Source organism: Candidatus Pseudomonas phytovorans (genome assembly GCA_029202525.1).
Lineage (GTDB): Bacteria > Pseudomonadota > Gammaproteobacteria > Pseudomonadales > Pseudomonadaceae > Aquipseudomonas > Aquipseudomonas phytovorans.
Map to the genome: position 1 here is coordinate 4707772 of CP119325.1, position 22876 is coordinate 4730647.

18 protein-coding genes and 3 rRNA genes are annotated in these 22876 nt (G+C 59.7%); 12 read left to right on the forward strand and 9 right to left on the reverse strand.

The features are described from left to right. Window positions 1-23: 23 nt before the first annotated feature. From P0Y58_20665 to P0Y58_20680, 4 genes are all read right to left on the reverse strand, one after another. Entirely contained in the window at window positions 24-1832 is a 1809-nt protein-coding gene (locus P0Y58_20665) for an ABC transporter ATP-binding protein/permease (protein ID WEK29301.1), read from the reverse strand. A gap of 181 nt (window positions 1833-2013) precedes the next feature. Further along, window positions 2014-2129, reverse strand: a 5S ribosomal RNA gene (rrf, locus tag P0Y58_20670). A 151-nt stretch (window positions 2130-2280) separates the two neighbouring features. Further along, window positions 2281-5173, reverse strand: a 23S ribosomal RNA gene (locus P0Y58_20675). A gap of 278 nt (window positions 5174-5451) precedes the next feature. Next, a 16S ribosomal RNA gene (locus P0Y58_20680) occupies window positions 5452-6988 on the reverse strand. The 16S, 23S and 5S rRNA genes sit together here, the layout of an rRNA operon. A 632-nt stretch (window positions 6989-7620) precedes the next feature. On the opposite strand from P0Y58_20680, the gene rhtA reads away from it, so the two are divergent. Beyond that, entirely contained in the window at window positions 7621-8508 is an 888-nt protein-coding gene (rhtA, locus tag P0Y58_20685) for a threonine/homoserine exporter RhtA (protein WEK29302.1), read from the forward strand. Between the two features lie 190 nt (window positions 8509-8698). Then, on the forward strand, window positions 8699-8980 hold the full coding sequence (locus P0Y58_20690; GenBank protein WEK29303.1) for a hypothetical protein: 282 nt from the start codon (window positions 8699-8701) through the stop codon (window positions 8978-8980). 41 nt (window positions 8981-9021) lie between these two features. On the opposite strand, the gene P0Y58_20695 is transcribed toward P0Y58_20690, so the two are convergent. Beyond that, entirely contained in the window at window positions 9022-10830 is a 1809-nt protein-coding gene (locus P0Y58_20695; GenBank protein WEK29304.1) for an aminopeptidase P family protein, read from the reverse strand. A 220-nt stretch (window positions 10831-11050) separates the two neighbouring features. On the opposite strand from P0Y58_20695, the gene P0Y58_20700 reads away from it, so the two are divergent. Further along, on the forward strand, window positions 11051-12169 hold the full coding sequence (locus P0Y58_20700; GenBank protein WEK29305.1) for a DUF3182 family protein: 1119 nt from the start codon (window positions 11051-11053) through the stop codon (window positions 12167-12169). Further along, window positions 12153-12923, forward strand: coding sequence for an alpha/beta fold hydrolase (locus P0Y58_20705; protein WEK29306.1), 771 nt, complete (start codon window positions 12153-12155; stop codon window positions 12921-12923). The genes P0Y58_20700 and P0Y58_20705 overlap by 17 nt, the downstream gene beginning before the upstream one ends. Here the strand turns inward: P0Y58_20705 and P0Y58_20710 are convergent. After that, window positions 12902-13282, reverse strand: a complete 381-nt coding sequence (locus P0Y58_20710; protein ID WEK29307.1) for an antibiotic biosynthesis monooxygenase — start codon at window positions 13280-13282, stop codon at window positions 12902-12904. The genes P0Y58_20705 and P0Y58_20710 overlap by 22 nt on opposite strands. Window positions 13283-13454: 172 nt before the next feature. On the opposite strand from P0Y58_20710, the gene P0Y58_20715 reads away from it, so the two are divergent. Continuing rightward, the gene (locus P0Y58_20715; GenBank protein ID WEK29308.1) at window positions 13455-14003 is read left to right on the forward strand and encodes a cysteine hydrolase family protein; all 549 of its coding nucleotides are present in this window, start codon (window positions 13455-13457) and stop codon (window positions 14001-14003) included. A 47-nt stretch (window positions 14004-14050) separates the two neighbouring features. Here the strand turns inward: P0Y58_20715 and P0Y58_20720 are convergent, their stop codons facing one another. After that, window positions 14051-14614, reverse strand: a complete 564-nt coding sequence (locus tag P0Y58_20720) for an XRE family transcriptional regulator (GenBank protein WEK29309.1) — start codon at window positions 14612-14614, stop codon at window positions 14051-14053. A gap of 83 nt (window positions 14615-14697) precedes the next feature. Between P0Y58_20720 and P0Y58_20725 the strand changes: the two genes are divergently transcribed. The 7 genes from P0Y58_20725 (at window position 14698) to P0Y58_20755 (ending at window position 21855) form a co-directional block, all read left to right on the forward strand. After that, the gene (locus P0Y58_20725; GenBank protein ID WEK29310.1) at window positions 14698-15648 is read left to right on the forward strand and encodes a DMT family transporter; all 951 of its coding nucleotides are present in this window, start codon (window positions 14698-14700) and stop codon (window positions 15646-15648) included. A gap of 149 nt (window positions 15649-15797) precedes the next feature. Beyond that, a complete protein-coding gene (locus tag P0Y58_20730; protein WEK29311.1) occupies window positions 15798-18713 on the forward strand; it encodes a monovalent cation/H+ antiporter subunit A in 2916 nt (971 codons plus the stop codon). Further along, window positions 18713-19057, forward strand: a complete 345-nt coding sequence (locus P0Y58_20735) for a Na+/H+ antiporter subunit C (protein ID WEK29312.1) — start codon at window positions 18713-18715, stop codon at window positions 19055-19057. Before P0Y58_20730 ends, P0Y58_20735 begins: the two co-directional genes overlap by 1 nt. Then, complete coding sequence (locus P0Y58_20740; protein WEK29313.1) at window positions 19054-20733, forward strand: monovalent cation/H+ antiporter subunit D; 1680 nt, start codon at window positions 19054-19056, stop codon at window positions 20731-20733. Before P0Y58_20735 ends, P0Y58_20740 begins: the two co-directional genes overlap by 4 nt. Then, window positions 20730-21218, forward strand: coding sequence for a Na+/H+ antiporter subunit E (locus tag P0Y58_20745; GenBank protein WEK29314.1), 489 nt, complete (start codon window positions 20730-20732; stop codon window positions 21216-21218). The genes P0Y58_20740 and P0Y58_20745 overlap by 4 nt, the downstream gene beginning before the upstream one ends. Then, the gene (locus P0Y58_20750) at window positions 21215-21493 is read left to right on the forward strand and encodes a K+/H+ antiporter subunit F (GenBank protein WEK29315.1); all 279 of its coding nucleotides are present in this window, start codon (window positions 21215-21217) and stop codon (window positions 21491-21493) included. Before P0Y58_20745 ends, P0Y58_20750 begins: the two co-directional genes overlap by 4 nt. Beyond that, the gene (locus tag P0Y58_20755; GenBank protein WEK29316.1) at window positions 21490-21855 is read left to right on the forward strand and encodes a Na+/H+ antiporter subunit G; all 366 of its coding nucleotides are present in this window, start codon (window positions 21490-21492) and stop codon (window positions 21853-21855) included. Before P0Y58_20750 ends, P0Y58_20755 begins: the two co-directional genes overlap by 4 nt. A gap of 12 nt (window positions 21856-21867) precedes the next feature. On the opposite strand, the gene P0Y58_20760 is transcribed toward P0Y58_20755, so the two are convergent. Continuing rightward, window positions 21868-22080 carry a hypothetical protein gene (locus tag P0Y58_20760; protein ID WEK29317.1) on the reverse strand — a complete coding sequence of 71 codons (213 nt, stop codon included), beginning with the start codon at window positions 22078-22080 and terminating at the stop codon, window positions 21868-21870. Beyond that, window positions 22077-22547 carry a hypothetical protein gene (locus P0Y58_20765; protein WEK29318.1) on the reverse strand — a complete coding sequence of 157 codons (471 nt, stop codon included), beginning with the start codon at window positions 22545-22547 and terminating at the stop codon, window positions 22077-22079. The genes P0Y58_20760 and P0Y58_20765 overlap by 4 nt, the downstream gene beginning before the upstream one ends. Window positions 22548-22876: the final 329 nt, after the last annotated feature.

The window sequence follows — 22876 nt, forward strand, 5'->3', positions numbered from 1 at the left end:
TTGCGCGGGGCCCTCGATCCAGACTAGGCCAACGCCGGTTGCTGCTTGAGCAACGACCAGCCCCCTTGCCCGTCCACCTCCAGACGGTGAGTGTGAAACCCGGCCAGCGTGCTGCGATGGCCTACGCTGACCAGCAGCGCGCCCGGCATTTCAGTGCGTAACAGCGAATACAAAGCGTGCTCCAGCCCTTCGTCCATCGCGGAGGTGGATTCGTCAAGGAACACCACCTGAGGCCGGTTGAACAGCACCCGGGCGAACGCCAGCCGCTGCTGCTCACCCACCGAGAGAATGTGCGACCAGTCGCAACTGGTCTCCAGCCGCTCGGCCAGATGAGCCAGATTGACCTGGCGCAAGGCCTGCTGCATGCGCACTGCGTCCTCGGGCTGACTGGCTGCCGGGTAGGCGATGACTGTCCGTAAGTCGCCCAGCGGCAGATAGGGGCGCTGGGACAAGAATAACGCCTGGTGCCCTAGCGGACGCCTGACCTCACCCTCAGCGTACGGCCAAAGGCCTGCCAGGGCACGGAGCAGCGTAGTTTTGCCACTCCCCGACGGCCCCTTGATCAACAGTGCCTGACCGGAGTGCAGACTCAGGTCGAGGTTAGCGACCAGGGCGTGCCCGTCCGGGCGCAGCACCTGCAGGTCAGTGATTTGCAGAGCATGCTCCTGAACCTCGGTGGTGACACGCGGCAATGCGCTTGCCTGCTCGTTGGCATCAAGGAAACCGGTCAGACGGTCGAGGGTGGCCCGGTATTGGGCGAAAGCATCGTAAGACTCGCGGAAGAACGACAACGAATCCTGCACTTGGCCAAAGGCCTGGGCGGTCTGCATGACATCACCCAACTTGATCGCCCCGCTGAAGAAGCGCGGCGCCTGGAGGATAAACGGGAACACCACGGCAACCTGGCTAACCCCCAGGTTGAAACCACTGAATTTCAGGTTCCGGAACACCAGCGCCCAGGCGTTGACGATCAAGGCGCCAAAACGACCCAGCAGCGTGCCCCTCTCCACCAAAGCGCCTTGGTAGAAGGCGATGTTCTCGGCATTCTCGCGCAGGCGCATCAGCGCGTAACGAAAGTTGGCCGTGAGCTTCTCATTGAGAAAGTTGAGGCGGATAAGCGGGCGCCCCAGGCGGAAGGCAATCCAGGTGGCGACGATGACATACAGATACACGGCAAATACCATCGCCCGGGGGACCTCCACACCGGCAACGGCCAGCGGTGCCGACAGCGCCCAGAGTATCCCGGTGAACGCCACGAGCGACACCAACGCACTGACTGCGCCTAAAGCGAGGGACACCGAGTTGCTGACAAAGGCATTGGCGTCCAGTTCGATACGCTGGTCGGGGTTGTCCACCGGCTCAGCGAGGAACTGACCACGGTAGTAGGCATCGCCGTGCATCCAGTCCTGCGTCAGGCGCTCGGTGAGCCAGACCCGCCAACGAATACTGAATGCCTGGGTTACATAGAAGGTGAACAGCGAGCGCAGCACGTGGATGGTGGCCAATACGGCAAATACGCCAAGCATGTACCAGAAAGCGGCTTGATCAAGGCCCTGCAGGGCGCTGTAAAACCCGTTGTACCAAAACGAGAACAATACGTTGAGCCGTACCGAGAACAGCGTCAACACCAGCAAAAGCGCAAACACCAACAGCGGCCGCCAGCTGCGCCTGACACTGAAGTAAGGCCCGGCGAGCTGCCAGAACTGGCTGCCCCAGCGCGTGCAACGTACCGCTAGCGTTGCGGCAGCGGTAAAGCAGACAAGGGTAATGCACGAGGCGATTGCCAGCCAGCTCAGGCTTTCCTGCAGGGCCTGGTGCCAGTTCATGTCCATGGTGAGTATCCGTGCTGAGTATTTCCGCGAGCGTAGCATCGCCTCGGGGTTTACCAGACGTGTATGACAGACATTTCATGATTGGCGCTGAGGCTTGCAGTGCAACGGGGAGGTTGGAAATTTCAGACCACAAAGACAAAACCCCTACCTGCATGCGCAGATAGGGGTTTTGCGAAATGAATCTTGACGATGACCTACTCTCACATGGGGAAACCCCACACTACCATCGGCGATGCATCGTTTCACTACTGAGTTCGGGATGGGATCAGGTGGTTCCAATGCTCTATGGTCGTCAAGAAATTCTGTAGCCAGAATGTCCAGATGGACAGCCCAGCGAATCCGGATATGTGATATTTGTGGGTACGTTCGAACTTTCGGTTCTTTCGTCTTCACCACCACAATTTGGCGCTTCTTGTTCAGAGGCCTGCACAAATTGCTTGGGTGTTATATGGTCAAGCCTCACGGGCAATTAGTATTGGTTAGCTCAACGCCTCACAGCGCTTACACACCCAACCTATCAACGTCGTAGTCTTCGACGGCCCTTCAGGGGATTCTAGATCCCAGTGAGATCTCATCTTGAGGCAAGTTTCCCGCTTAGATGCTTTCAGCGGTTATCTCTTCCGAACATAGCTACCCGGCAATGCCACTGGCGTGACAACCGGAACACCAGAGGTTCGTCCACTCCGGTCCTCTCGTACTAGGAGCAGCCCCTCTCAAATCTCAAACGTCCACGGCAGATAGGGACCGAACTGTCTCACGACGTTCTAAACCCAGCTCGCGTACCACTTTAAATGGCGAACAGCCATACCCTTGGGACCGGCTTCAGCCCCAGGATGTGATGAGCCGACATCGAGGTGCCAAACACCGCCGTCGATATGAACTCTTGGGCGGTATCAGCCTGTTATCCCCGGAGTACCTTTTATCCGTTGAGCGATGGCCCTTCCATACAGAACCACCGGATCACTAAGACCTACTTTCGTACCTGCTCGACGTGTGTGTCTCGCAGTCAAGCGCGCTTTTGCCTTTATACTCTACGACCGATTTCCGACCGGTCTGAGCGCACCTTCGTACTCCTCCGTTACTCTTTGGGAGGAGACCGCCCCAGTCAAACTACCCACCATACACTGTCCTCGATCCGGATAACGGACCTGAGTTAGAACCTCAAAGTTGCCAGGGTGGTATTTCAAGGATGGCTCCATGAGAACTGGCGTCCCCACTTCAAAGCCTCCCACCTATCCTACACAAGCAAATTCAAAGTCCAGTGCAAAGCTATAGTAAAGGTTCACGGGGTCTTTCCGTCTAGCCGCGGATACACTGCATCTTCACAGCGATTTCAATTTCACTGAGTCTCGGGTGGAGACAGCGCCGCCATCGTTACGCCATTCGTGCAGGTCGGAACTTACCCGACAAGGAATTTCGCTACCTTAGGACCGTTATAGTTACGGCCGCCGTTTACCGGGGCTTCGATCAAGAGCTTCGCTTGCGCTAACCCCATCAATTAACCTTCCGGCACCGGGCAGGCGTCACACCCTATACGTCCACTTTCGTGTTTGCAGAGTGCTGTGTTTTTAATAAACAGTCGCAGCGGCCTGGTATCTTCGACCGGCATAAGCTTACGGAGCAAGTCCTTCACCTTCGCCGGCGCACCTTCTCCCGAAGTTACGGTGCCATTTTGCCTAGTTCCTTCACCCGAGTTCTCTCAAGCGCCTTGGTATTCTCTACCTAACCACCTGTGTCGGTTTGGGGTACGGTTCCCAGTTATCTGAAGCTTAGGAGCTTTTCTTGGAAGCATGGTATCAACCACTTCGTCGCCTAAAGGCAACTCGTCATCAGCTCTCGGCCTTGAAATCCCGGATTTGCCTAAGATTCCAGCCTACCACCTTAAACCTGGACAACCAACGCCAGGCTGGCCTAACCTTCTCCGTCCCTCCATCGCAATAACTGGAAGTACAGGAATATTAACCTGTTTTCCATCGACTACGCTTTTCAGCCTCGCCTTAGGGACCGACTAACCCTGCGTCGATTAACGTTGCGCAGGAAACCTTGGTCTTTCGGCGTGGGAGTTTTTCACTCCCATTGTCGTTACTCATGTCAGCATTCGCACTTCTGATACCTCCAGCAAGCTTCTCAACTCACCTTCACAGGCTTACAGAACGCTCCTCTACCGCATCACCAAAAGGTGATACCCGTAGCTTCGGTGCATGGTTTGAGCCCCGTTACATCTTCCGCGCAGGCCGACTCGACTAGTGAGCTATTACGCTTTCTTTAAAGGGTGGCTGCTTCTAAGCCAACCTCCTAGCTGTCTAAGCCTTCCCACATCGTTTCCCACTTAACCATGACTTTGGGACCTTAGCTGACGGTCTGGGTTGTTTCCCTTTTCACGACGGACGTTAGCACCCGCCGTGTGTCTCCCATGCTCGGCACTTGTAGGTATTCGGAGTTTGCATCGGTTTGGTAAGTCGGGATGACCCCCTAGCCGAAACAGTGCTCTACCCCCTACAGTGATACATGAGGCGCTACCTAAATAGCTTTCGAGGAGAACCAGCTATCTCCGAGCTTGATTAGCCTTTCACTCCGATCCACAGGTCATCCGCTAACTTTTCAACGGTAGTCGGTTCGGTCCTCCAGTTAGTGTTACCCAACCTTCAACCTGCCCATGGATAGATCGCCCGGTTTCGGGTCTATACCCAGCGACTAAACGCGCTATTAACACTCGCTTTCGCTACGCCTCCCCTATTCGGTTAAGCTCGCCACTGAATATAAGTCGCTGACCCATTATACAAAAGGTACGCAGTCACCTAACAAAGTAGGCTCCCACTGCTTGTACGCATACGGTTTCAGGATCTATTTCACTCCCCTCTCCGGGGTTCTTTTCGCCTTTCCCTCACGGTACTAGTTCACTATCGGTCAGTCAGTAGTATTTAGCCTTGGAGGATGGTCCCCCCATATTCAGACAAAGTTTCTCGTGCTCCGTCCTACTCGATTTCATTGACAAGAGATTTTCGTGTACGGGGCTATCACCCACTATGGCGGCACTTTCCAGAGCCTTCCACTAATCTCAAACCAACTTAAGGGCTGGTCCCCGTTCGCTCGCCACTACTAAGGGAATCTCGGTTGATTTCTTTTCCTCAGGGTACTTAGATGTTTCAGTTCCCCTGGTTCGCCTCTTGCACCTATGTATTCAGTACAAGATAACCAGCTTATGCTGGCTGGGTTCCCCCATTCAGAGATCTCTGGATCACAGTCTGTTTGCCGACTCCCCAAAGCTTATCGCAGGCTACCACGTCTTTCATCGCCTCTGACTGCCAAGGCATCCACCGTATGCGCTTCTTCACTTGACCATATAACCCCAAGCAATCTGGTTATACTGTGAAGACGACATTCGCCGAAAATTCGTACGTTGCTCTTTCGAGCAGAACTCACAAATTTTACCTTAGCCTGATCACACACCAGTGAAAGTGCATGTCAGTCTATTTCTATCACATATCCGAATTTTTAAAGAACGGTCTGACAAAAGTCAGAAATCAACATTCACAGGGAATGTTCATTACTGAGTTCTGATCAGCAAATGAATCAAGCAATTCGTGTGGGTGCTCATCAGCAGGCTGATGTCGTCGATTAAGGAGGTGATCCAGCCGCAGGTTCCCCTACGGCTACCTTGTTACGACTTCACCCCAGTCATGAATCACACCGTGGTAACCGTCCTCCCGAAGGTTAGACTAGCTACTTCTGGTGCAACCCACTCCCATGGTGTGACGGGCGGTGTGTACAAGGCCCGGGAACGTATTCACCGCGACATTCTGATTCGCGATTACTAGCGATTCCGACTTCACGCAGTCGAGTTGCAGACTGCGATCCGGACTACGATCGGTTTTGTGAGATTAGCTCCACCTCGCGGCTTGGCAACCCTCTGTACCGACCATTGTAGCACGTGTGTAGCCCAGGCCGTAAGGGCCATGATGACTTGACGTCATCCCCACCTTCCTCCGGTTTGTCACCGGCAGTCTCCTTAGAGTGCCCACCATAACGTGCTGGTAACTAAGGACAAGGGTTGCGCTCGTTACGGGACTTAACCCAACATCTCACGACACGAGCTGACGACAGCCATGCAGCACCTGTGTCAGAGTTCCCGAAGGCACCAATCCATCTCTGGAAAGTTCTCTGCATGTCAAGGCCTGGTAAGGTTCTTCGCGTTGCTTCGAATTAAACCACATGCTCCACCGCTTGTGCGGGCCCCCGTCAATTCATTTGAGTTTTAACCTTGCGGCCGTACTCCCCAGGCGGTCAACTTAATGCGTTAGCTGCGCCACTAAAATCTCAAGGATTCCAACGGCTAGTTGACATCGTTTACGGCGTGGACTACCAGGGTATCTAATCCTGTTTGCTCCCCACGCTTTCGCACCTCAGTGTCAGTATCAGTCCAGGTGGTCGCCTTCGCCACTGGTGTTCCTTCCTATATCTACGCATTTCACCGCTACACAGGAAATTCCACCACCCTCTACCGTACTCTAGCTTGCCAGTTTTGGATGCAGTTCCCAGGTTGAGCCCGGGGCTTTCACATTCAACTTAACAAACCACCTACGCGCGCTTTACGCCCAGTAATTCCGATTAACGCTTGCACCCTCTGTATTACCGCGGCTGCTGGCACAGAGTTAGCCGGTGCTTATTCTGTCGGTAACGTCAAAACACTAACGTATTAGGTTAATGCCCTTCCTCCCAACTTAAAGTGCTTTACAATCCGAAGACCTTCTTCACACACGCGGCATGGCTGGATCAGGCTTTCGCCCATTGTCCAATATTCCCCACTGCTGCCTCCCGTAGGAGTCTGGACCGTGTCTCAGTTCCAGTGTGACTGATCATCCTCTCAGACCAGTTACGGATCGTCGCCTTGGTGAGCCATTACCTCACCAACTAGCTAATCCGACCTAGGCTCATCTGATAGCGCAAGGCCCGAAGGTCCCCTGCTTTCTCCCGTAGGACGTATGCGGTATTAGCGTTCCTTTCGAAACGTTGTCCCCCACTATCAGGCAGATTCCTAGGCATTACTCACCCGTCCGCCGCTGAATCGAAGAGCAAGCTCTTCTCATCCGCTCGACTTGCATGTGTTAGGCCTGCCGCCAGCGTTCAATCTGAGCCATGATCAAACTCTTCAGTTCAATACTGCTTGGGTTTTTAAGAAACCCTAAACTTGGCTCAGCAATCTCAAATGACTATGTGATTTCTCGCATGGTCACTTGAGATGCTGATAATCTTTTTGACTATCAGTCCATACTCACAAGCACCCACACGAATTGCTTGATTCAATTTGTTAAAGAGCGTTTGGTTAAGAGCTTTTCGTCTCAACCGAGGCGCGCATTCTACGCTTTCCTCAGAGCCTGTCAAGCGTTTATTTTGAAGTTTTTTGCGAGAATCTCGTTCAACTTCAAACACTTGGCTCGCCGCGATCTCTCGTAGCGGGAGGCGAATAATACAGCATTTAAATCCGCTGTCAACCGCCTTTATCACCGCTGCCGATCTTTCGATCGAAGCCCTTACAGCGCCTTTCGAATCGTCTAACTCATTGAATCTCAAGGAGTTTGTCGTTCCGTTGTCGCTGGAAGTGGGGCGCATTATAAGGGGATTCGAAACCCCGTCAACCTTTAATTTAAAGAAAGTGAACTACAAGGGCAAAAGACCGTATCAAGGCCGACAGGTGTTGTGGCGAACACTCCACCCCCTTGCACCACCCCTAGGCATTTGCGCACTATATTGCTCATCATCCACCCCGCCCCAGGATCGCCACCTATAAATGAACAACCAGCCTCGCAGCTTGGCCACCACTCTCTTTCCGATCGGCCTCCTGCTCATTGCCATGGCATCGATTCAGTCCGGCGCCTCCCTGGCCAAAAGCATGTTCCCCATCATCGGGGCACAAGGCACCACCACCCTGCGCCTGATCTTCGCCAGCATCATCATGCTGCTGATATTGCGCCCATGGCGGGTACGCATGACCCCCACCACCCTGCGCAACGTGGTCATCTATGGCATGGCGCTGGGCGGGATGAACTTCCTCTTTTATATGGCCTTGCAAACAGTGCCTATCGGCATCGCCGTGGCGCTGGAGTTCACAGGGCCGTTGGCAGTGGCGATCTTCTCATCTCGCCGGCCGATCGACTTCCTGTGGATTGCCATGGCCATCGCCGGCCTGCTGCTGTTGCTGCCGGCTGGGCACAGCGGTCAGGCACTCGATCCGGTAGGGGCTGCCTACGCGTTGGGGGCGGGTGTATGTTGGGCCCTCTATATTCTGTTCGGTCAACGCGCCGGCGCCGAGCACGGGATCCAGAGTGCAGCCTTGGGGGTGGTAGTCGCCGCCCTGTTTGTCGCCCCCATCGGCATCGCCCACGCGGGTAGCGCACTGCTCACACCTGCGTTAATCCCCGTAGCCCTCGCCGTTGCAGTACTGTCTACCGCCCTGCCCTACAGCCTGGAAATGGTTGCCCTCACGCGTATCCCGGCACGCACCTTCGGCACCTTGATGAGCATTGAACCGGCGTTCGGCGCACTGTCCGGCCTGCTGTTCCTCGGCGAAGTGCTGACGCTCACACAATGGCTGGCGATTGGGGCAATCATCGCTGCGTCGGTAGGTACTACCCTGTCCATGCGCAAAGAGCCCACTGCGGCTGTAGCACCAGACTGATATGAGAAATATTTTCATTTGAGACAGGATTAGTGATTGTAGCCGCCCGTTTCGCTGATTAAGCTGTCACAGAATCATCATCTTTACGCGATCTACTGGACCGAACACGGACGCTGGGGATATTTCAGGACGAAGCGAAGCGATAACGACAGGGCCAGACAGCTGATCCGCCCTGCATTTAAGGACAGGAATGAAACGTATTTTTCTCATCCTGGCCATCTTGGCTATTGCTGGATGTGCCGCTACAGCCAAGACTGAGGTCAAAAGGGGCAAGAAGGGCCTGCATATCAACTGCTCCGGCCTTTCCTCTTCGTGGGACAACTGCTACAGCAAGGCCGCGACCTCCTGTAGCACACGCGGCTACCGCGTCATAGCACGCTCGGGCGATAGCGATGAAGAAGCCGGTGACTACTTGTTCGGCATCAACCCGGCGGGTTACACCAGCCGCAGCATGATTGTCATCTGCAAGTAGCAAAAAGGGCAGCTCGCAAGCTGCCCTTTTTCATTGGCCTTTTATAGTGGCGCGGTGCGCGCCTCCAGCCAGGCCAGCGCATCGCCCTTCAGCAGAGGCGCCAGACGCTCACGCACGGTCGTGTGATAGCCGTTCAGCCACTCCACCTCTTCCCTTGTCAGCAGCTCGGGCAACAGGCAGCGGGTATCAATCGGGCACAGCGTCAAAGTCTCAAAGCGCAGGAAGTCACCGAAGGCACTCTTCCCCGCTTCGCGGTTGACCACCAGGTTCTCGATACGTACGCCCCACTCCCCCGGGCGGTACGTACCCGGCTCGATCGAGCTGATCATGCCCGCCTGCATCGCCGTCTGGGGTGCAGGGGCCGCCTGGTAGGCAATGACTTGTGGCCCTTCGTGCACGTTCATGAAATAGCCTACCCCGTGCCCGGTACCGTGGCCATAATCCACCTGATCAGCCCAGATCGGTGCCCGGGCAATGGCGTCGAGCAACGGCGACAACACCCCTTTCGGGAACGTGGCACGCGACAGGGCGATCACACCCTTGAGTACCCGGGTGCAATCCTGCTTCTGTGCAAGGCTGGGGTTACCGACTGGCACCATCCGGGTGATGTCGGTGGTGCCCCCCAGGTATTGCCCCCCCGAGTCAATCAGCAACAAGCCATCGCCCTCGATGACCGCATGCGACTGCTGCGTAGCACGGTAGTGCGGCATTGCGCCATTGCCATTGAAGGCGGCAATGGTCGAAAAACTCAGCGATACGAAGTTCGGGCGCCGGGCACGTGCGGCACTCAATTGCTCGTCAACCGTCAGTTCGGTGATGACCCCCTGCCCGAGGTTGGCCTCGAACCAGGCGAAGAACTCGCACAAGGCCGCACCGTCCTGCCCCATCACCTGGCGGATATGCACAAGGTCGTCGTCACCTTTGCAGGACTTGCTCAGGGTAGTGGGATTAATCCCTTCGACCAGCACCACTTCAGCTGCCAGGTTGTCCAGCAGCCCGCAGGTCACACGGGCAGGATCCACCAGCAACCGCGCCCCCGCCGGAACGGCAGCCAGAGCCTTACCTGCCTCGCTGTAATCACGCACCTCGATGCCGTCGACCGCCAGCACCTGACGCAGGTGCGCATCCACTTTGTCCTGGCCCACGAACAGGATGGCCTGCTGCTGATTGATCAAGGCAAAGGCCAGGAAAACCGGGTTGTACGAAACATCGCTGCCGCGCAGGTTGAACAGCCAGGCGATGTCATCGAGGGTAGCAATGAAGTGCCAGTCGCCCCCTCTGGCCTGTATGCCCTGGCGCAATTGCGCGAGTTTTTCCGCCCGGCTAACCGTAGCGTGCGGCAGCAAGTGCTGGTACACAGGGTTACCTGGCAACGCAGGGCGCCCCTCCCAGACCTGGCTCAGCAGGTCGGTGTCGGTGACCAGCCGTGCCCCGCGTGCCTTCAGCCGGTCAGCCAGCTGGCGCGCTGATGCCAGTGCCATGACCGCCCCATCCACCGCAACGCTGCCGTTGGCCTCAACGTTATCGCTCAGCCATTCCAGTGCCCCGGGTTTACCTGGCGACAGTTTCATCAGTTCGATACCACTGCCGGCCAGCTCGTGATCCGCCTGCTCCCAATACCTGCTATCGACCCACAAACCGGCAAATCCCGGCGTGACTACCAGCGTGCCAACCGAGCCGTGAAAACCCGACAACCACTGGCGCCCCTGCCAGTAACCGGGCAGGTACTCGGAAAGGTGGGGGTCGGCCGACGGTACCAGCAAGGCATCAATGCCCCCTGCTGCCATGGCCTGGCGCACGTTCGTCAGGCGCTGTGGCACGCTTTGCTCAAGGGTGGTCTGGACGTTCATGCGCTCTCCTGCGGCTACATCACGGTTGATCCAATATGCCGATAATGGAACAGCCGCCAGAGTGCTGCAATCGCGACGACCAGAACACCGCATGCATTGCCCGCCTCGCCCTGCGCTCACAGGACCCTTCCTACAAAAGCGTCAGGACCACCGATCAACTTGCGCTGAACTTCCCCAAGGCACCGGCTTCACACACAGTACATTCATCGCACACAGGCAGATGACCATGCCAAGTGCCAGCGAAGCGAAAGCCGGCGTAGTGCTGCTCGACACCCGCGAACACACGCCCGACCATGAGCACGGCGCACACCTCAAGCTTGCCGATGGCCTGGCCCATCTGCTGGGCTGCCCACATTTACAGCCCGGCGAGCAGCCAGGCGACGCCGATGGCTACTATTACCTGCCCACAGAGACCTTGATTGACCCCAAGCGCTATGCCGCCCTGGGCATTCTTGGCGAGAACGACCTTTTCGGCGGCTTGGTGCCATACCCCTACATGGCGACCAAGGCGATTTCCCATCCGCTGCCGGCCGGGGCCAGCTTCCCGCCGGGCTGGACCGATGAGTTCGCTCGACAGGCAAGCAACGCCTTGCTGCGCGGCTACACCGTGTTCAGCAAGGCCGATGCGCGTGCAGCCGCACAGTTGCTGCTGCTCGACGGCCCCCTGAGGGTCAAACCCGTGCTGGCCTGCGCAGGCCGCGGGCAGCAGGTCATCACCACGGAGCACGCGCTGGAGCCACTGCTAGCCACCATGGATGATCAGAGCCTGGCACTGTGGGGGCTAGTACTCGAAGAAGACCTGAGCGACGTGCAAACCTTCAGCGTCGGCCAGGTGCGCGTCGCCGGCCTGACCTGCAGCTATCACGGCACCCAGCAACTGACCCGCGACCATCAGGGCATTGAGGTATACGGCGGTTCCGACCTGGTGGTGGTACGTGGTGACTATCACGCACTACTGCAACTCCCGATGGAAGACCACCTGCGTCTGGCCATCAACCAGGCAACCGCCTATGAGCAGGCTGCCGAGCAGCACTTCGCAGGCTTCATCGCCTCACGGCGCAACTACGACATCGCTCGCGGCCTGAACCCTCAGGGCCACCTGCGTAGCGGTGTGCTCGAACAATCCTGGCGCCTGGGCGGTGCCAGCAGTGCCGAGCTGCTGGCCCTGCAGGCTTTTGCCGATGACCCGGCATTGCAGCGGGTGCGTGCCTCCACCCACGAAGTATTCGGAACGCCCGATCTGCCCGCTGACGCCACTCTCTTCTACCAAGGAAACGACAGTGAACTCGGACAACTCAGCAAATTTGCACGAATTCGCGAACATGGCCGTTCAGAGTGAAACCGTTGAACTGAAAGTCGACAACGACAGCATTGTCGGCACACTGGTCAGCCCTGGCAGCAAGATGCCCGGCATCCTCTTCGTGCACGGCTGGGGCGGCAGCCAGCAGCGTGATCTGGCCCGTGCCCGGCACATCACCGGGCTGGGCTGCGTGTGCATGACCTTCGACCTGCGCGGCCATGAAAAAACCGAAAGCCAGCGCCTGACGGTCACCCGTGAACAGAATCTGCAGGACTTACTGGTGGCCTACGACCGGCTGCTCAGCCATCCGGCCGTGGACAGCAGTGCCATCGCCATCATCGGCAGCAGTTATGGTGGCTACCTGGCAACCTTGCTGACCCGCGAACGGTCCGTCAAATGGCTGGCCTTACGGGTACCCGCCATGTATTGGGACGAAGAATGGAACACGCCAAAGCAAACCCTCGACCGCCAACGCCTGAACGTCTACCGCCAACGATCGCTGGCCCCGGCAGACAATCGCGCATTGGCGGCGTGCGCCGAATTCGGCGGAGATGTGTTGCTGGTGGAGTCCGAGCAGGACGACTATGTGCCGCACAGCACGCTGATGAGCTACCGGTCGGCGTTCGTCAGCGCCCACTCGCTCACCCATCGCATCGTCGACGGTGCCGACCACGCGCTGTCCAGCGAAGCGAGCCAGAAAGCCTACAGCTCGATCCTGGCGGCATGGATCAGCGAAATGGTGATAGGCGCCCGCCTGGACCGCTATCCGCATTACGCCCCCTGGTATGCCTGAGGCTTACCCACCTCACACTGCAGGCCACCATCGGCTCCACGCACCAGGCTGCGCAGGGTCTGATAGGCAGCAAAGTTGACGCCACGCGCCTGATGCTGGCCCAGCAGTTCAAGGAAGGGTTCCTCGACGAAGTACACAGCGGCCGCCGCCCAGGCCTGGCGTGACTGCCATTGCAGGTATTGCAGCACACGGCTGCCATCGTCACTGGCCTGGATGCTGACACCCTGCAGCCCTTCGCAACGCGTAACCAGCAATTCGCTGCGTGCTACCAGCGCCTGGGCCAGCGCATCCTGGGACGTGCTGGGCACTTCGTATTCGATCATCTGGGTGAACCACAGGGCATGAGGGATTGCCGACATCGACGTTCTCCTGGTTAAGGGCGCATGCTTCGCGATGCCGAGCAGGGTAAAACCTCAAGTAAAGTCAAGGTCAAGTGGTTTCTGCCGCTTGGTGCCGCTCGTGCCAATCCTCAAGTCTGTGCAAACAGCCTATAACTAAAGGCTCCCTACGACTACTTCCCCAGGAGACAGCATGAGCAAGCAGGCGCTGATCATCATCGACATCCAGAACGACTACTTCCCAGGCGGCAAGTGGACCCTTGATGGCGCGGACCAAGCGGCCGACAACGCCGCCTTACTGCTGGCGGCGGCACGCCAGCGCGGCGACCTGGTGGTGCATGTGCGGCATGAATTCGACAGTGCAGATGCACCATTCTTCGCCCCTGGCTCGCAAGGTGCGGCCATCCATCCCAAGGTCGAACCCGCGACAGGCGAGCCGGTGGTGCTCAAGCACAAGGTCAATGCTTTCCTCGGCACTGACCTTGAGCACACGCTGGACCAGCATGGCGTCGAAGCCTTGACCATCGTCGGCAGCATGAGCCACATGTGCATCGACGCGGCTACCCGTGCAGCGGCCGACCTGGGCTACAAGGTGACCGTGGCGCACGATGCTTGCGCGACCCTGCCGTTGGAGTTCAATGGCAAGCAGGTGCCAGCCGCGCAGGTGCATGATTCGGCAATGGCGGCGTTGGCATTTGCCTATGCCTCGGTGGTGAAGACGGATGAGCTGCTGAAGAACTGATCTGCATGGAGCTTTGGGGTGCACTTTGCGCCCCAAAGCCTGCAAGCTCAAATCACCACATTGCGGACAAATCTCACTGCAACCGCAGCATCGTTACGATAGGCGTACCGGCAGTTGCTGGGGAACACATGGAACTGCCCCGCCCGCAGGAGATGCTCTACGCCTTCGATTATCAGCGTCAGTTGCCCCTCAGCCACATAGATCTGCTCGCTCCAGCCTTCGGCATCGGCCTCGCTGCAATAGCATTCGCCCGGCGCCAGGGTCCACTCCCAGAGCTCCACCTCGCGCCGCGCCGTGCTGCTACCCAGCAGCACGGCCCTGCTCTGCGGGTACTCCCCGGCCCAGGCCAGTTCCTCGATGCGGCCGGGGTCGCGCTGGTCAGGCGCCTGGATCAGGGTGCTGAAAGCCACGTCCAAGGCTTCGGCGATCAGGTCGAGGGTTGTGAGGCTGACGTTGTTCTCGCCCGCCTCGATCGCCACCAGCATGCGCCGGCTGACCCCGGAGCGCTCGGCCAAGGCCGTCTGGCTGAGCCCGGCAGCATTGCGCAGGCTGCGTACGTTGAGGCTGACATGTTGCAGCACCGATGCCCGATGCGAAGGATCTTTGTGCACTATATTGCTCACTGGTCAAGATTGCGCAGTATACTGCCCACTTTGCGGCGATTGTGCGCCGCCCCCTCCGAGTGCGCAAGACCATGAGCCAGGCCCGCAACAAACCGACCCCCGCCGTTACCTTCCGCCTGAGCAAGGCCGAACTGGTGTTGGTGTTCATCACCATGTTGTGGGGCGGGACCTTCCTGCTGGTGCACAACGTGATGACCGTCAGCGGCCCGATGTTCTTCGTCGGCCTGCGCTTCGCTGCGGCTGCATTGTTCGTGGGCGTGGTTTCGGCGCGGGCGTTGCCCGGGCTGACCTTCACCGAGCTCAAGGCCGGCATGCTGATCGGCGTCTCGATCATGCTCGGCTACGGCCTGCAAACGATGGGCCTGCAGACCATCAGCAGCAGCCAGTCCGCGTTCATCACTGCGTTGTACGTGCCGTTCGTGCCGCTGTTGCAGTGGCTAGTGCTGGGCCGTCGGCCTGGCTTGATGCCCAGCATCGGTATTTGCCTGGCGTTCGTCGGCCTGATGCTGCTGGCCGGGCCGGCAGGCGGCAGCCTGCACTTCAGCGAGGGCGAAGTGGTGACCCTGATCAGCGCGGTAGCCATCGCCGCCGAAATCATCCTGATCAGCCGTTACGCCGGCCAGGTCGATGTGCGCCGGGTCACCGTGGTGCAACTGGCCACCGCCTCGCTGCTGGCGTTCCTGATGATCGTGCCGACCCAGGAACGCATCCCCGACTTCTCCTGGCTGCTACTGGCCAGCGCAGTAGGCCTGGGTGCCATGAGCGCGGTGATCCAGGTGGCAATGAACTGGGCGCAAAAATCGGTCTCGCCCACCCGCGCCACCCTTATCTATGCGGGTGAACCGGTGTGGGCCGGGATCGTCGGGCGCATTGCCGGCGAACGCCTGCCGGGTGTGGCGCTGCTCGGTGGCCTCCTGATCGTGATCGCGGTGGTGGTCAGCGAACTCAAGGTACGCCGCCCCCGCGAAACCGTTGAAGTACCCGACATGCAAGGTGAAGGCGAACGCCAGGCCGGGCTGTAAAGATGGCAACAGCGACTATGCTTTGTAAAAAACTGTTATAAAAAAACAGCTTGTCACAGCCTGTTTGTAGGATTCTGCGACAGCTTGCGTGTTGGTGATCACTCCCCCGGCACGTATGATCTTTGCAAACTTCTCCAGAATAGGCCCCTATGTCATTGATAGTGCTATTGCTTCTGCCGTTCGTGGGCAGTTGCCTGGCAGCCGTGCTGCCGCACAACGCACGTAACGCCGAGTCCATTCTTGCCGGGCTCGTGGCCCTGGTCGGCACCGTCCAGGTAGCACTGCTGTACCCTCAAATTGCCCACGGGGGCGTGATTCGCGAAGAATTCCTCTGGCTGCCCAGCCTGGGGTTGAACCTGGTGCTGCGCATGGACGGCTTCGCCTGGCTGTTCTCGCTGCTGGTACTGGGCATCGGCACGCTGGTGTCGCTGTATGCCCGTTACTACATGTCGCCACAAGACCCGGTCCCGCGCTTCTTCGCCTTCTTCCTGGCCTTCATGGGCGCCATGCTCGGCCTGGTGATTTCTGGCAATCTGATTCAGCTGGTGTTCTTCTGGGAGCTGACCAGCCTGTTCTCCTTCCTGCTGATCGGCTACTGGCACCACCGCGCAGACGCCCGGCGCGGCGCCTACATGGCGCTCATGGTGACCGGCGCCGGTGGTTTGTGCCTGCTGGTGGGTGCCCTACTACTTGGCCATGTGGTCGGCAGCTATGACCTGGACAAGGTCCTGGCTGCCGGCGACACCATCCGCCAGCATGCGCTATACCCGGTGCTGCTGCCCCTGATCCTCATCGGCGCCCTGAGCAAGAGCGCACAGTTTCCTTTCCATTTCTGGCTGCCCCATGCCATGGCAGCGCCCACCCCGGTATCGGCCTATCTGCACTCAGCCACCATGGTCAAAGCCGGCGTATTCCTGCTGGCGCGCTTCTGGCCAGTGCTATCAGGCAGCGAGGAGTGGTTCTGGATCGTCGGCGGTGCCGGCGCCATCACTCTGCTTCTTGGCGCTTTCGCCGCCATGTTCCAGAACGACCTCAAAGGCCTGCTGGCCTATTCGACCATCAGCCACCTGGGCCTGATTACCCTGCTGCTGGGCCTGAACAGCCCGCTGGCGGCGGTCGCTGCCGTTTTCCACATTCTCAACCACGCCACCTTCAAGGCCTCGCTGTTCATGGCCGCCGGCATCATCGACCACGAAAGCGGTACCCGTGACATCCGCCGCCTCAGCGGCCTGATCCGCCTGGTGCCGTACACAGCGACCCTGGCCATGGTGGCCAGTGCCTCGATGGCCGGTGTGCCGCTGATGAACGGCTTCCTGTCCAAGGAAATGTTCTTCGCCGAAACAGTGTTCATCAGCTCCACCGCCTGGGTCGAAGCAACGTTGCCGGTGATCGCCACCCTGGCCGGTACCTTCAGCGTGGCCTATGCCCTGCGCTTTACCGTGGATGTGTTCTTCGGCCCCACCGCCCAGGACCTGCCCCATACCCCGCACGAGCCGCCACGCTGGATGCGTGCACCGGTCGAGCTGCTGGTACTCACCTGCCTGGTGGTGGGCATCTTCCCCGCCCAGTCGGTCGGCCCGCTGCTGGCCGCCGCAGCCCTCCCGGTAGTAGGCGGTACCCTGCCGGAGTACAGCCTGGCCATCTGGCACGGCTGGAACGCGCCCCTGATCATGAGCCTTGTGGCCATGAGCGGCGGCATCGTCCTGTACCTGCTGCTGCGCAAGCAACTACGCCTGGGCCGCTTCCCCTACCCACCGGTGATCGAGCGCTTCAACGGCAAGCGCCTGTTCGAGCACGGGCAGGTGCACCTGATGCTGCTGGCGCGGCGCGTCGAACGCCTGTTCACTTCCCGGCGCCTTCAGTCGCAACTGTTCATGCTGGTGCTCGCGGCCTTCCTCGCCGGCCTCACGCCCATGCTCTACAGCGGGCTCAGCTGGGGTGACCGGCCCAAGATTCCGGGCTCGGGCGTGTTCGTCGCGCTGTGGCTGATCGCCATCGCCTGCGCCCTCGGCGCCGCCTACCAGGCCAAGTACCACCGTTTGGCAGCACTGATCATGGTCAGTGTCTGCGGCCTGATGACCTGCATCACCTTCGTCTGGTTCTCCGCACCCGACCTGGCCCTGACCCAGCTGGTGGTGGAAGTGGTCACTACCGTGCTGATCCTGCTCGGCCTGCGCTGGCTGCCACGGCGTATCGAAGGCGTTTCGCCGCTACCGGGCAGCCTGGAGCGTGCCCGCATGCGCCGCCTGCGCGACCTGTTGCTGGCGGTGCTGGTGGGTGGCGGCATGGCCTTGCTGTCTTACGCCATGCTGACCCGGCCCACCCCCAACGACATTTCCTCGTTCTACCTGAGCCGGGCGCTGCCCCAAGGTGGCGGTACCAACGTGGTCAATGTGATGCTGGTCGACTTCCGCGGCTTCGATACCCTCGGTGAAATCACCGTGCTGGCGGCCGTGGCGCTGACCGTGTTCGCCCTGCTGCGGCGCTTCCGCCCACCAAAAGAGAGCATGCAGTTGCCGGCACAACAACGCCAACTGGCGCCTGACGTGGTCACCGACCTGATCAACCCGCGGCATGCCACAGACACTGCCCTGGGCTTCATGATGGTGCCTGCAGTGCTGGTGCGCCTGCTGCTGCCGATCGCCCTGCTGGTGTCGATGTACCTGTTCATGCGTGGCCACAACCAGCCAGGCGGCGGCTTCGTCGCCGGCCTGGTGATGTCGGTGGCGTTCATCCTGCAGTACATGGTGGCTGGCACCCAGTGGGTGGAGGCGCAGATGAGCCTGCGCCCACTGCGCTGGATGGGCACCGGATTGCTGTGCGCCACCCTGACCGGGGTCGGCGCCATGCTGCTGGGCTACCCGTTCCTGACCACCCATACCGCCCACCTGCACCTGCCGTTGCTCGGTGATATGCACGTGGCCAGCGCGTTGTTCTTCGATGTTGGCGTGTACACCGTGGTGGTCGGCTCGACACTGCTGATCCTCACTGCCTTGGCGCACCAGTCGGTGCGCGCCTACCGCCCGGGCAATTCATCGAAAACCAGCCAAGCAGGAGCCGCCTGATGGAAGAAGTCATTGCAGTCGCCATCGGCGTGCTGGCCGCCTCGGGGGTGTGGCTGATCCTGCGCCCGCGGACCTATCAGGTGATCATGGGCCTGTGCCTGCTGTCGTACGGCGTGAACCTGTTCATCTTCAGCATGGGCAGCCTGTTCATCGGCAAGGAGCCCATCATCAAGGATGGCGTCACCCAGGATCTACTGCACTACACCGACCCGTTGCCCCAGGCCCTGGTGCTCACGGCCATCGTCATCAGCTTCGCCATGACGGCGCTGTTCCTGGTGGTGTTGCTGGCCTCGCGCGGCCTGACCGGCACCGACCACGTGGATGGCCGGGAGCGTGACGAATGAATGGCATGAGCCAACTGATCGTCGCGCCCATTCTGCTGCCACTGGTGACGGCGGCGGTGATGATGCTGCTGGGCGAGAAACACCGGCACATAAAGGCCCGGCTTAACCTGCTGTCGACCTTTGCCGGCCTGGCCATCGCGGTCAGCTTGCTGCTGTGGGTGCGCACCCAGGGCCAGGCGGAATCGATCGGGGTTTACCTGCCGGGCAACTGGCCGGCACCGTTCGGTATCGTTCTGGTGGTGGACCACCTGTCGGCACTGCTGTTGACCCTCACCGGAGTTATCGGCTTTAGCGCCCTGTTGTTTGCCCGCGCCCGCTGGGACGGTGCCGGGGCCAGCTTCCACGCGCTGTTCCAGATCCAGCTGATGGGCCTGTACGGCGCCTTTCTCACCGCCGACCTGTTCAACCTGTTCGTGTTCTTCGAGGTGCTGCTGGCAGCCTCCTACGGCTTGCTGCTCCATGGTTCGGGGCGTGCGCGGGTACGCGCCGGCCTGCACTACATCGCCATCAACCTGTTTGCTTCGTCGTTGTTCCTGATCGGCGCGGCAATGCTGTATGGGGTAACCGGCACCCTGAACATGGCCGACCTGGCGCTGAAGATTCCGCTGGTGCCGGAGGCCGACCGTGGCCTGCTGCATGCCGGCGCGGCGATCCTGGCCATGGCTTTCCTGGTCAAGGCCGGCATCTGGCCGCTGAACTTCTGGCTGGTGCCGGCCTACTCCTCGGCCAGCGCGCCGGTAGCTGCGTTGTTCGCCATCATGACCAAAGTCGGCCTGTACGCCCTGCTGCGCCTGTGGACACTGTTGTTCTCCGGGCAGGCCGGGGCCTCGGCGCATTTCGGTGGCGAATGGCTGGTGTACGGTGGCCTGGTCACCCTGGCAGTGGCGGCTGTGTCGATCCTGGCTGCACAACGCCTGGAACGCATGGCGGCGCTCAGCATCCTGGTTTCGGCCGGCACCCTGCTCGGCGCTGTGGGCTTTGCCCAGTCGGCACTGACTGGGGCCGCGCTGTTCTACCTGGTCAACTCGACCCTGGCGCTGTGCGCGCTGTTCCTGCTCGCTGAACTGGTCGAACGTTCGCGCTCGGCCAACGAAGCACCGCTGGATGAAGAAGAAGACGTCATGCCGCCGCTGCTGGAGTCGTTGCACCCGCCCAAAGGCATCAACCTCGACGACGAGCAGAAGGTGGTGATCGGCCAGATCATCCCGTGGACCATGGCCTTCCTCGGCCTCAGCTTCATCGCATGCGCCTTGCTGATCATCGGCATGCCACCGTTGTCAGGCTTCGTCGGCAAGCTCAACCTGATCAGTGCACTGTTCAACCCGCAGGGTCTGGGCGTGCCGGCCGAGCAGCCGCTGAGTGGGGCGGGCTGGGGCCTGGTAGCGCTGCTTATCCTGTCCGGCATGGCCTCGCTGATCGCCTTCGGCCGCGTCGGCATCCAGCGCTTCTGGAAACCCGAAGAGCGCCCGTCACCGGTGCTGCGCCGCTATGAGTGCCTGCCCATCGTCATCCTGCTCGGCCTGTGCATGATCCTCAGCCTCAAGGCCGAACCGTTGCTGCGCTATACCCAGGACACCGCTGCCAGCCTGCAGACCCCCGATGCCTACATCGAAGCCGTGATGGCCGCCCGGCCGATTCCTGGCCCCACCTCGCTCGACGTACAGGTGCAGCCATGAACCGACTGTTCCCCGCTCCGCTGCTATCGGTTGCGCTGTTCGGCCTGTGGCTGCTGCTGAACCTCTCGGTCAGCCCCGGCAACCTGCTGCTGGCTGCCGCACTTGGCGTGCTGGCGCCACTGCTGATGGCGCCGCTGCGCCCACAGCATGCCCACGTGCGCCGGCCAATGGTGATCGCCCGGCTGATCGGCCGGGTAGGCATCGATGTGATCACGTCCAACCTGCTGGTGGCCCGTGGCGTGCTGCGTGCTGGCAAGCAACCACCACGCTCGGCGTTCGTGCACATCCCGCTGGCCCTGCACGACGCGCATGGCCTGGCGGCACTGTCGATGATCACCACGGTGGTGCCCGGCACGGTCTGGTCCGAGCTGGCGCTGGACCGCAGCGTCTTGCTGCTGCACGTGTTCGACCTGGAAGATGAAGCGGCTTTTGTCCAGCACTTCAAGGACACCTATGAACGCCCGCTGATGGAGATATTTCAATGACAGGCCTGCTTGCCACTGCTGTTCTTGCCAGCCTGTTCATCTTAGCCCTGGCCATGGGCCTGGCGCTGGTCCGGCTGTTCCGTGGCCCGTCCGCACAAGACCGGGTGCTGGCGCTGGACTACCTGTACATCCTGGCCATGCTGACCATGCTGGTGCTGGGGATCCGTTATGCCAGTGACACCTACTTCGAAGGTGCCCTGCTGATTGCGCTGTTCGGCTTCGTCGGTTCGTTTGCCCTGGCCAAGTTCCTGCTGCGCGGTGAGGTGATTGAATGACCGAAACCTTGGTATTGCCCTTCTGGCTGGAAGTGATCACCGCCGTGCTGCTGCTCACCGGCAGCCTGTTCGCGCTGGTCGGAGCAATAGGCCTGGTACGCCTGAAGGACTACTTCCAGCGCATGCACCCGCCAGCGCTGGCGTCGACCATTGGCGCCTGGTGCGTGTCGCTGGCTTCGATCATCTACTTCTCGTGGCTCAAGGAGATGCCGGTACTGCACGCCTGGCTAATCCCCATCCTGCTGTCGATCACCGTGCCGGTGACCACGCTGCTGCTGGCCCGGGCGGCATTGTTTCGCAAGCGCATGTCGAAAGAGCCCGTGCCTGAAGAAGTCAGCAGCGGCGGCGACCGGGGCAACTGAAGGGCTGCCGCCTCACCCTTGGCTGAGGCGCTGCAGCTCCCGCCGCACCATGGCGGCATAGGGAGGCGGGCCGAGCCGGTACAGCTCGCCCGCTACCCAGCTCAACCAGGTACCTTGCAGCTCTCCGCGCCTGGCCAGCAAACGCTCGGCCTCGGCCACAGCATCTGCCTGGTACTGCCGATGGAACTCGGCACGCGCGGCAGGTGCAGTGTCACTGTCGGTCATTCACTGGCCTTGAAGGTGGTCAGCTCGCCTTTGCGCCACTTGGCAACCTTGCCAGTCACTGCCTTGAGCAATTTGCCCAAGCCTTCCTGCACCTGCTGTTGCGCAGCGAAAACCAACATCACGCCGTGCCCCTCGCGCAACACGATGCCCTCGCCTTCGGGCACCGAAACAAAGGCATAGTCGCCCACGCCATACACATTCAGTTTGATTTCGCGAAAGCGCATTTCCAGCTTGCCGCCTTCACGGCTGGGCAACACGGCAGCACGGAAGTGGTCGCCGACTTTCAGTTCAAGACGCTGCTTGTCATCGACCACCAATGCGCTTTCGGTGTCGATTTCGGCCATGTAAAGGCCTTCGGGAGTTTGTTCGGTAACGTAGATAAAGCGACCCTGGAACAGCTGGGCCAATTTACCGCGCAAGTCGCCCAGGGCGAACAACGCATGGGTATCTAGTGTGCTGACTGCCAATGAAGTAATCCTCAACCGGTTACAACCCGCCCTCTCCCAAGCTCGGGGAGGCACGGCCATTTCTTATCGATAGGCGAAAAGAGTAATAAAGCGATATGCGAAATGTCTGTGCCCGCTGACGATGCAGCGTGCAGGAATCTTTACTCTGGTTTGCCAGATTCGCCCTCAAACGAAGGCGTTTGGCTCATTCCCGGCTTGGGAAGTGTGATGCCAGAGATCACTAACCAGATAACACAACCATGGGGGTGAGCCTGCAAGAAGACAAGCCCAGGCATCCATGTGCGCATTACTGTAGGACAAATATGCCCGAAAACACCGAAACCCGTCGA

Bases quoted from the DNA above. Each gene is read 5' to 3' on its own strand.
- rhtA (WEK29302.1), top strand. From the start codon at position 7,621: ATGAACAACCAGCCTCGCAGCTTGGCCACCACTCTCTTTCCGATCGGC.
- P0Y58_20745 (WEK29314.1), top strand. From the start codon at position 20,730: ATGAACCGACTGTTCCCCGCTCCGCTGCTATCGGTTGCGCTGTTCGGC.
- P0Y58_20760 (WEK29317.1), bottom strand. From the start codon at position 22,080: ATGACCGACAGTGACACTGCACCTGCCGCGCGTGCCGAGTTCCATCGG.
- P0Y58_20695 (WEK29304.1), bottom strand. From the start codon at position 10,830: ATGAACGTCCAGACCACCCTTGAGCAAAGCGTGCCACAGCGCCTGACG.
- P0Y58_20750 (WEK29315.1), top strand. From the start codon at position 21,215: ATGACAGGCCTGCTTGCCACTGCTGTTCTTGCCAGCCTGTTCATCTTA.
- P0Y58_20740 (WEK29313.1), top strand. From the start codon at position 19,054: ATGAATGGCATGAGCCAACTGATCGTCGCGCCCATTCTGCTGCCACTG.
- P0Y58_20715 (WEK29308.1), top strand. From the start codon at position 13,455: ATGAGCAAGCAGGCGCTGATCATCATCGACATCCAGAACGACTACTTC.
- P0Y58_20710 (WEK29307.1), bottom strand. From the start codon at position 13,282: ATGTCGGCAATCCCTCATGCCCTGTGGTTCACCCAGATGATCGAATAC.
- P0Y58_20665 (WEK29301.1), bottom strand. From the start codon at position 1,832: ATGGACATGAACTGGCACCAGGCCCTGCAGGAAAGCCTGAGCTGGCTG.
- P0Y58_20705 (WEK29306.1), top strand. From the start codon at position 12,153: ATGGCCGTTCAGAGTGAAACCGTTGAACTGAAAGTCGACAACGACAGC.
- P0Y58_20755 (WEK29316.1), top strand. From the start codon at position 21,490: ATGACCGAAACCTTGGTATTGCCCTTCTGGCTGGAAGTGATCACCGCC.
- P0Y58_20725 (WEK29310.1), top strand. From the start codon at position 14,698: ATGAGCCAGGCCCGCAACAAACCGACCCCCGCCGTTACCTTCCGCCTG.
- P0Y58_20730 (WEK29311.1), top strand. From the start codon at position 15,798: ATGTCATTGATAGTGCTATTGCTTCTGCCGTTCGTGGGCAGTTGCCTG.
- P0Y58_20690 (WEK29303.1), top strand. From the start codon at position 8,699: ATGAAACGTATTTTTCTCATCCTGGCCATCTTGGCTATTGCTGGATGT.
- P0Y58_20735 (WEK29312.1), top strand. From the start codon at position 18,713: ATGGAAGAAGTCATTGCAGTCGCCATCGGCGTGCTGGCCGCCTCGGGG.
- P0Y58_20700 (WEK29305.1), top strand. From the start codon at position 11,051: ATGACCATGCCAAGTGCCAGCGAAGCGAAAGCCGGCGTAGTGCTGCTC.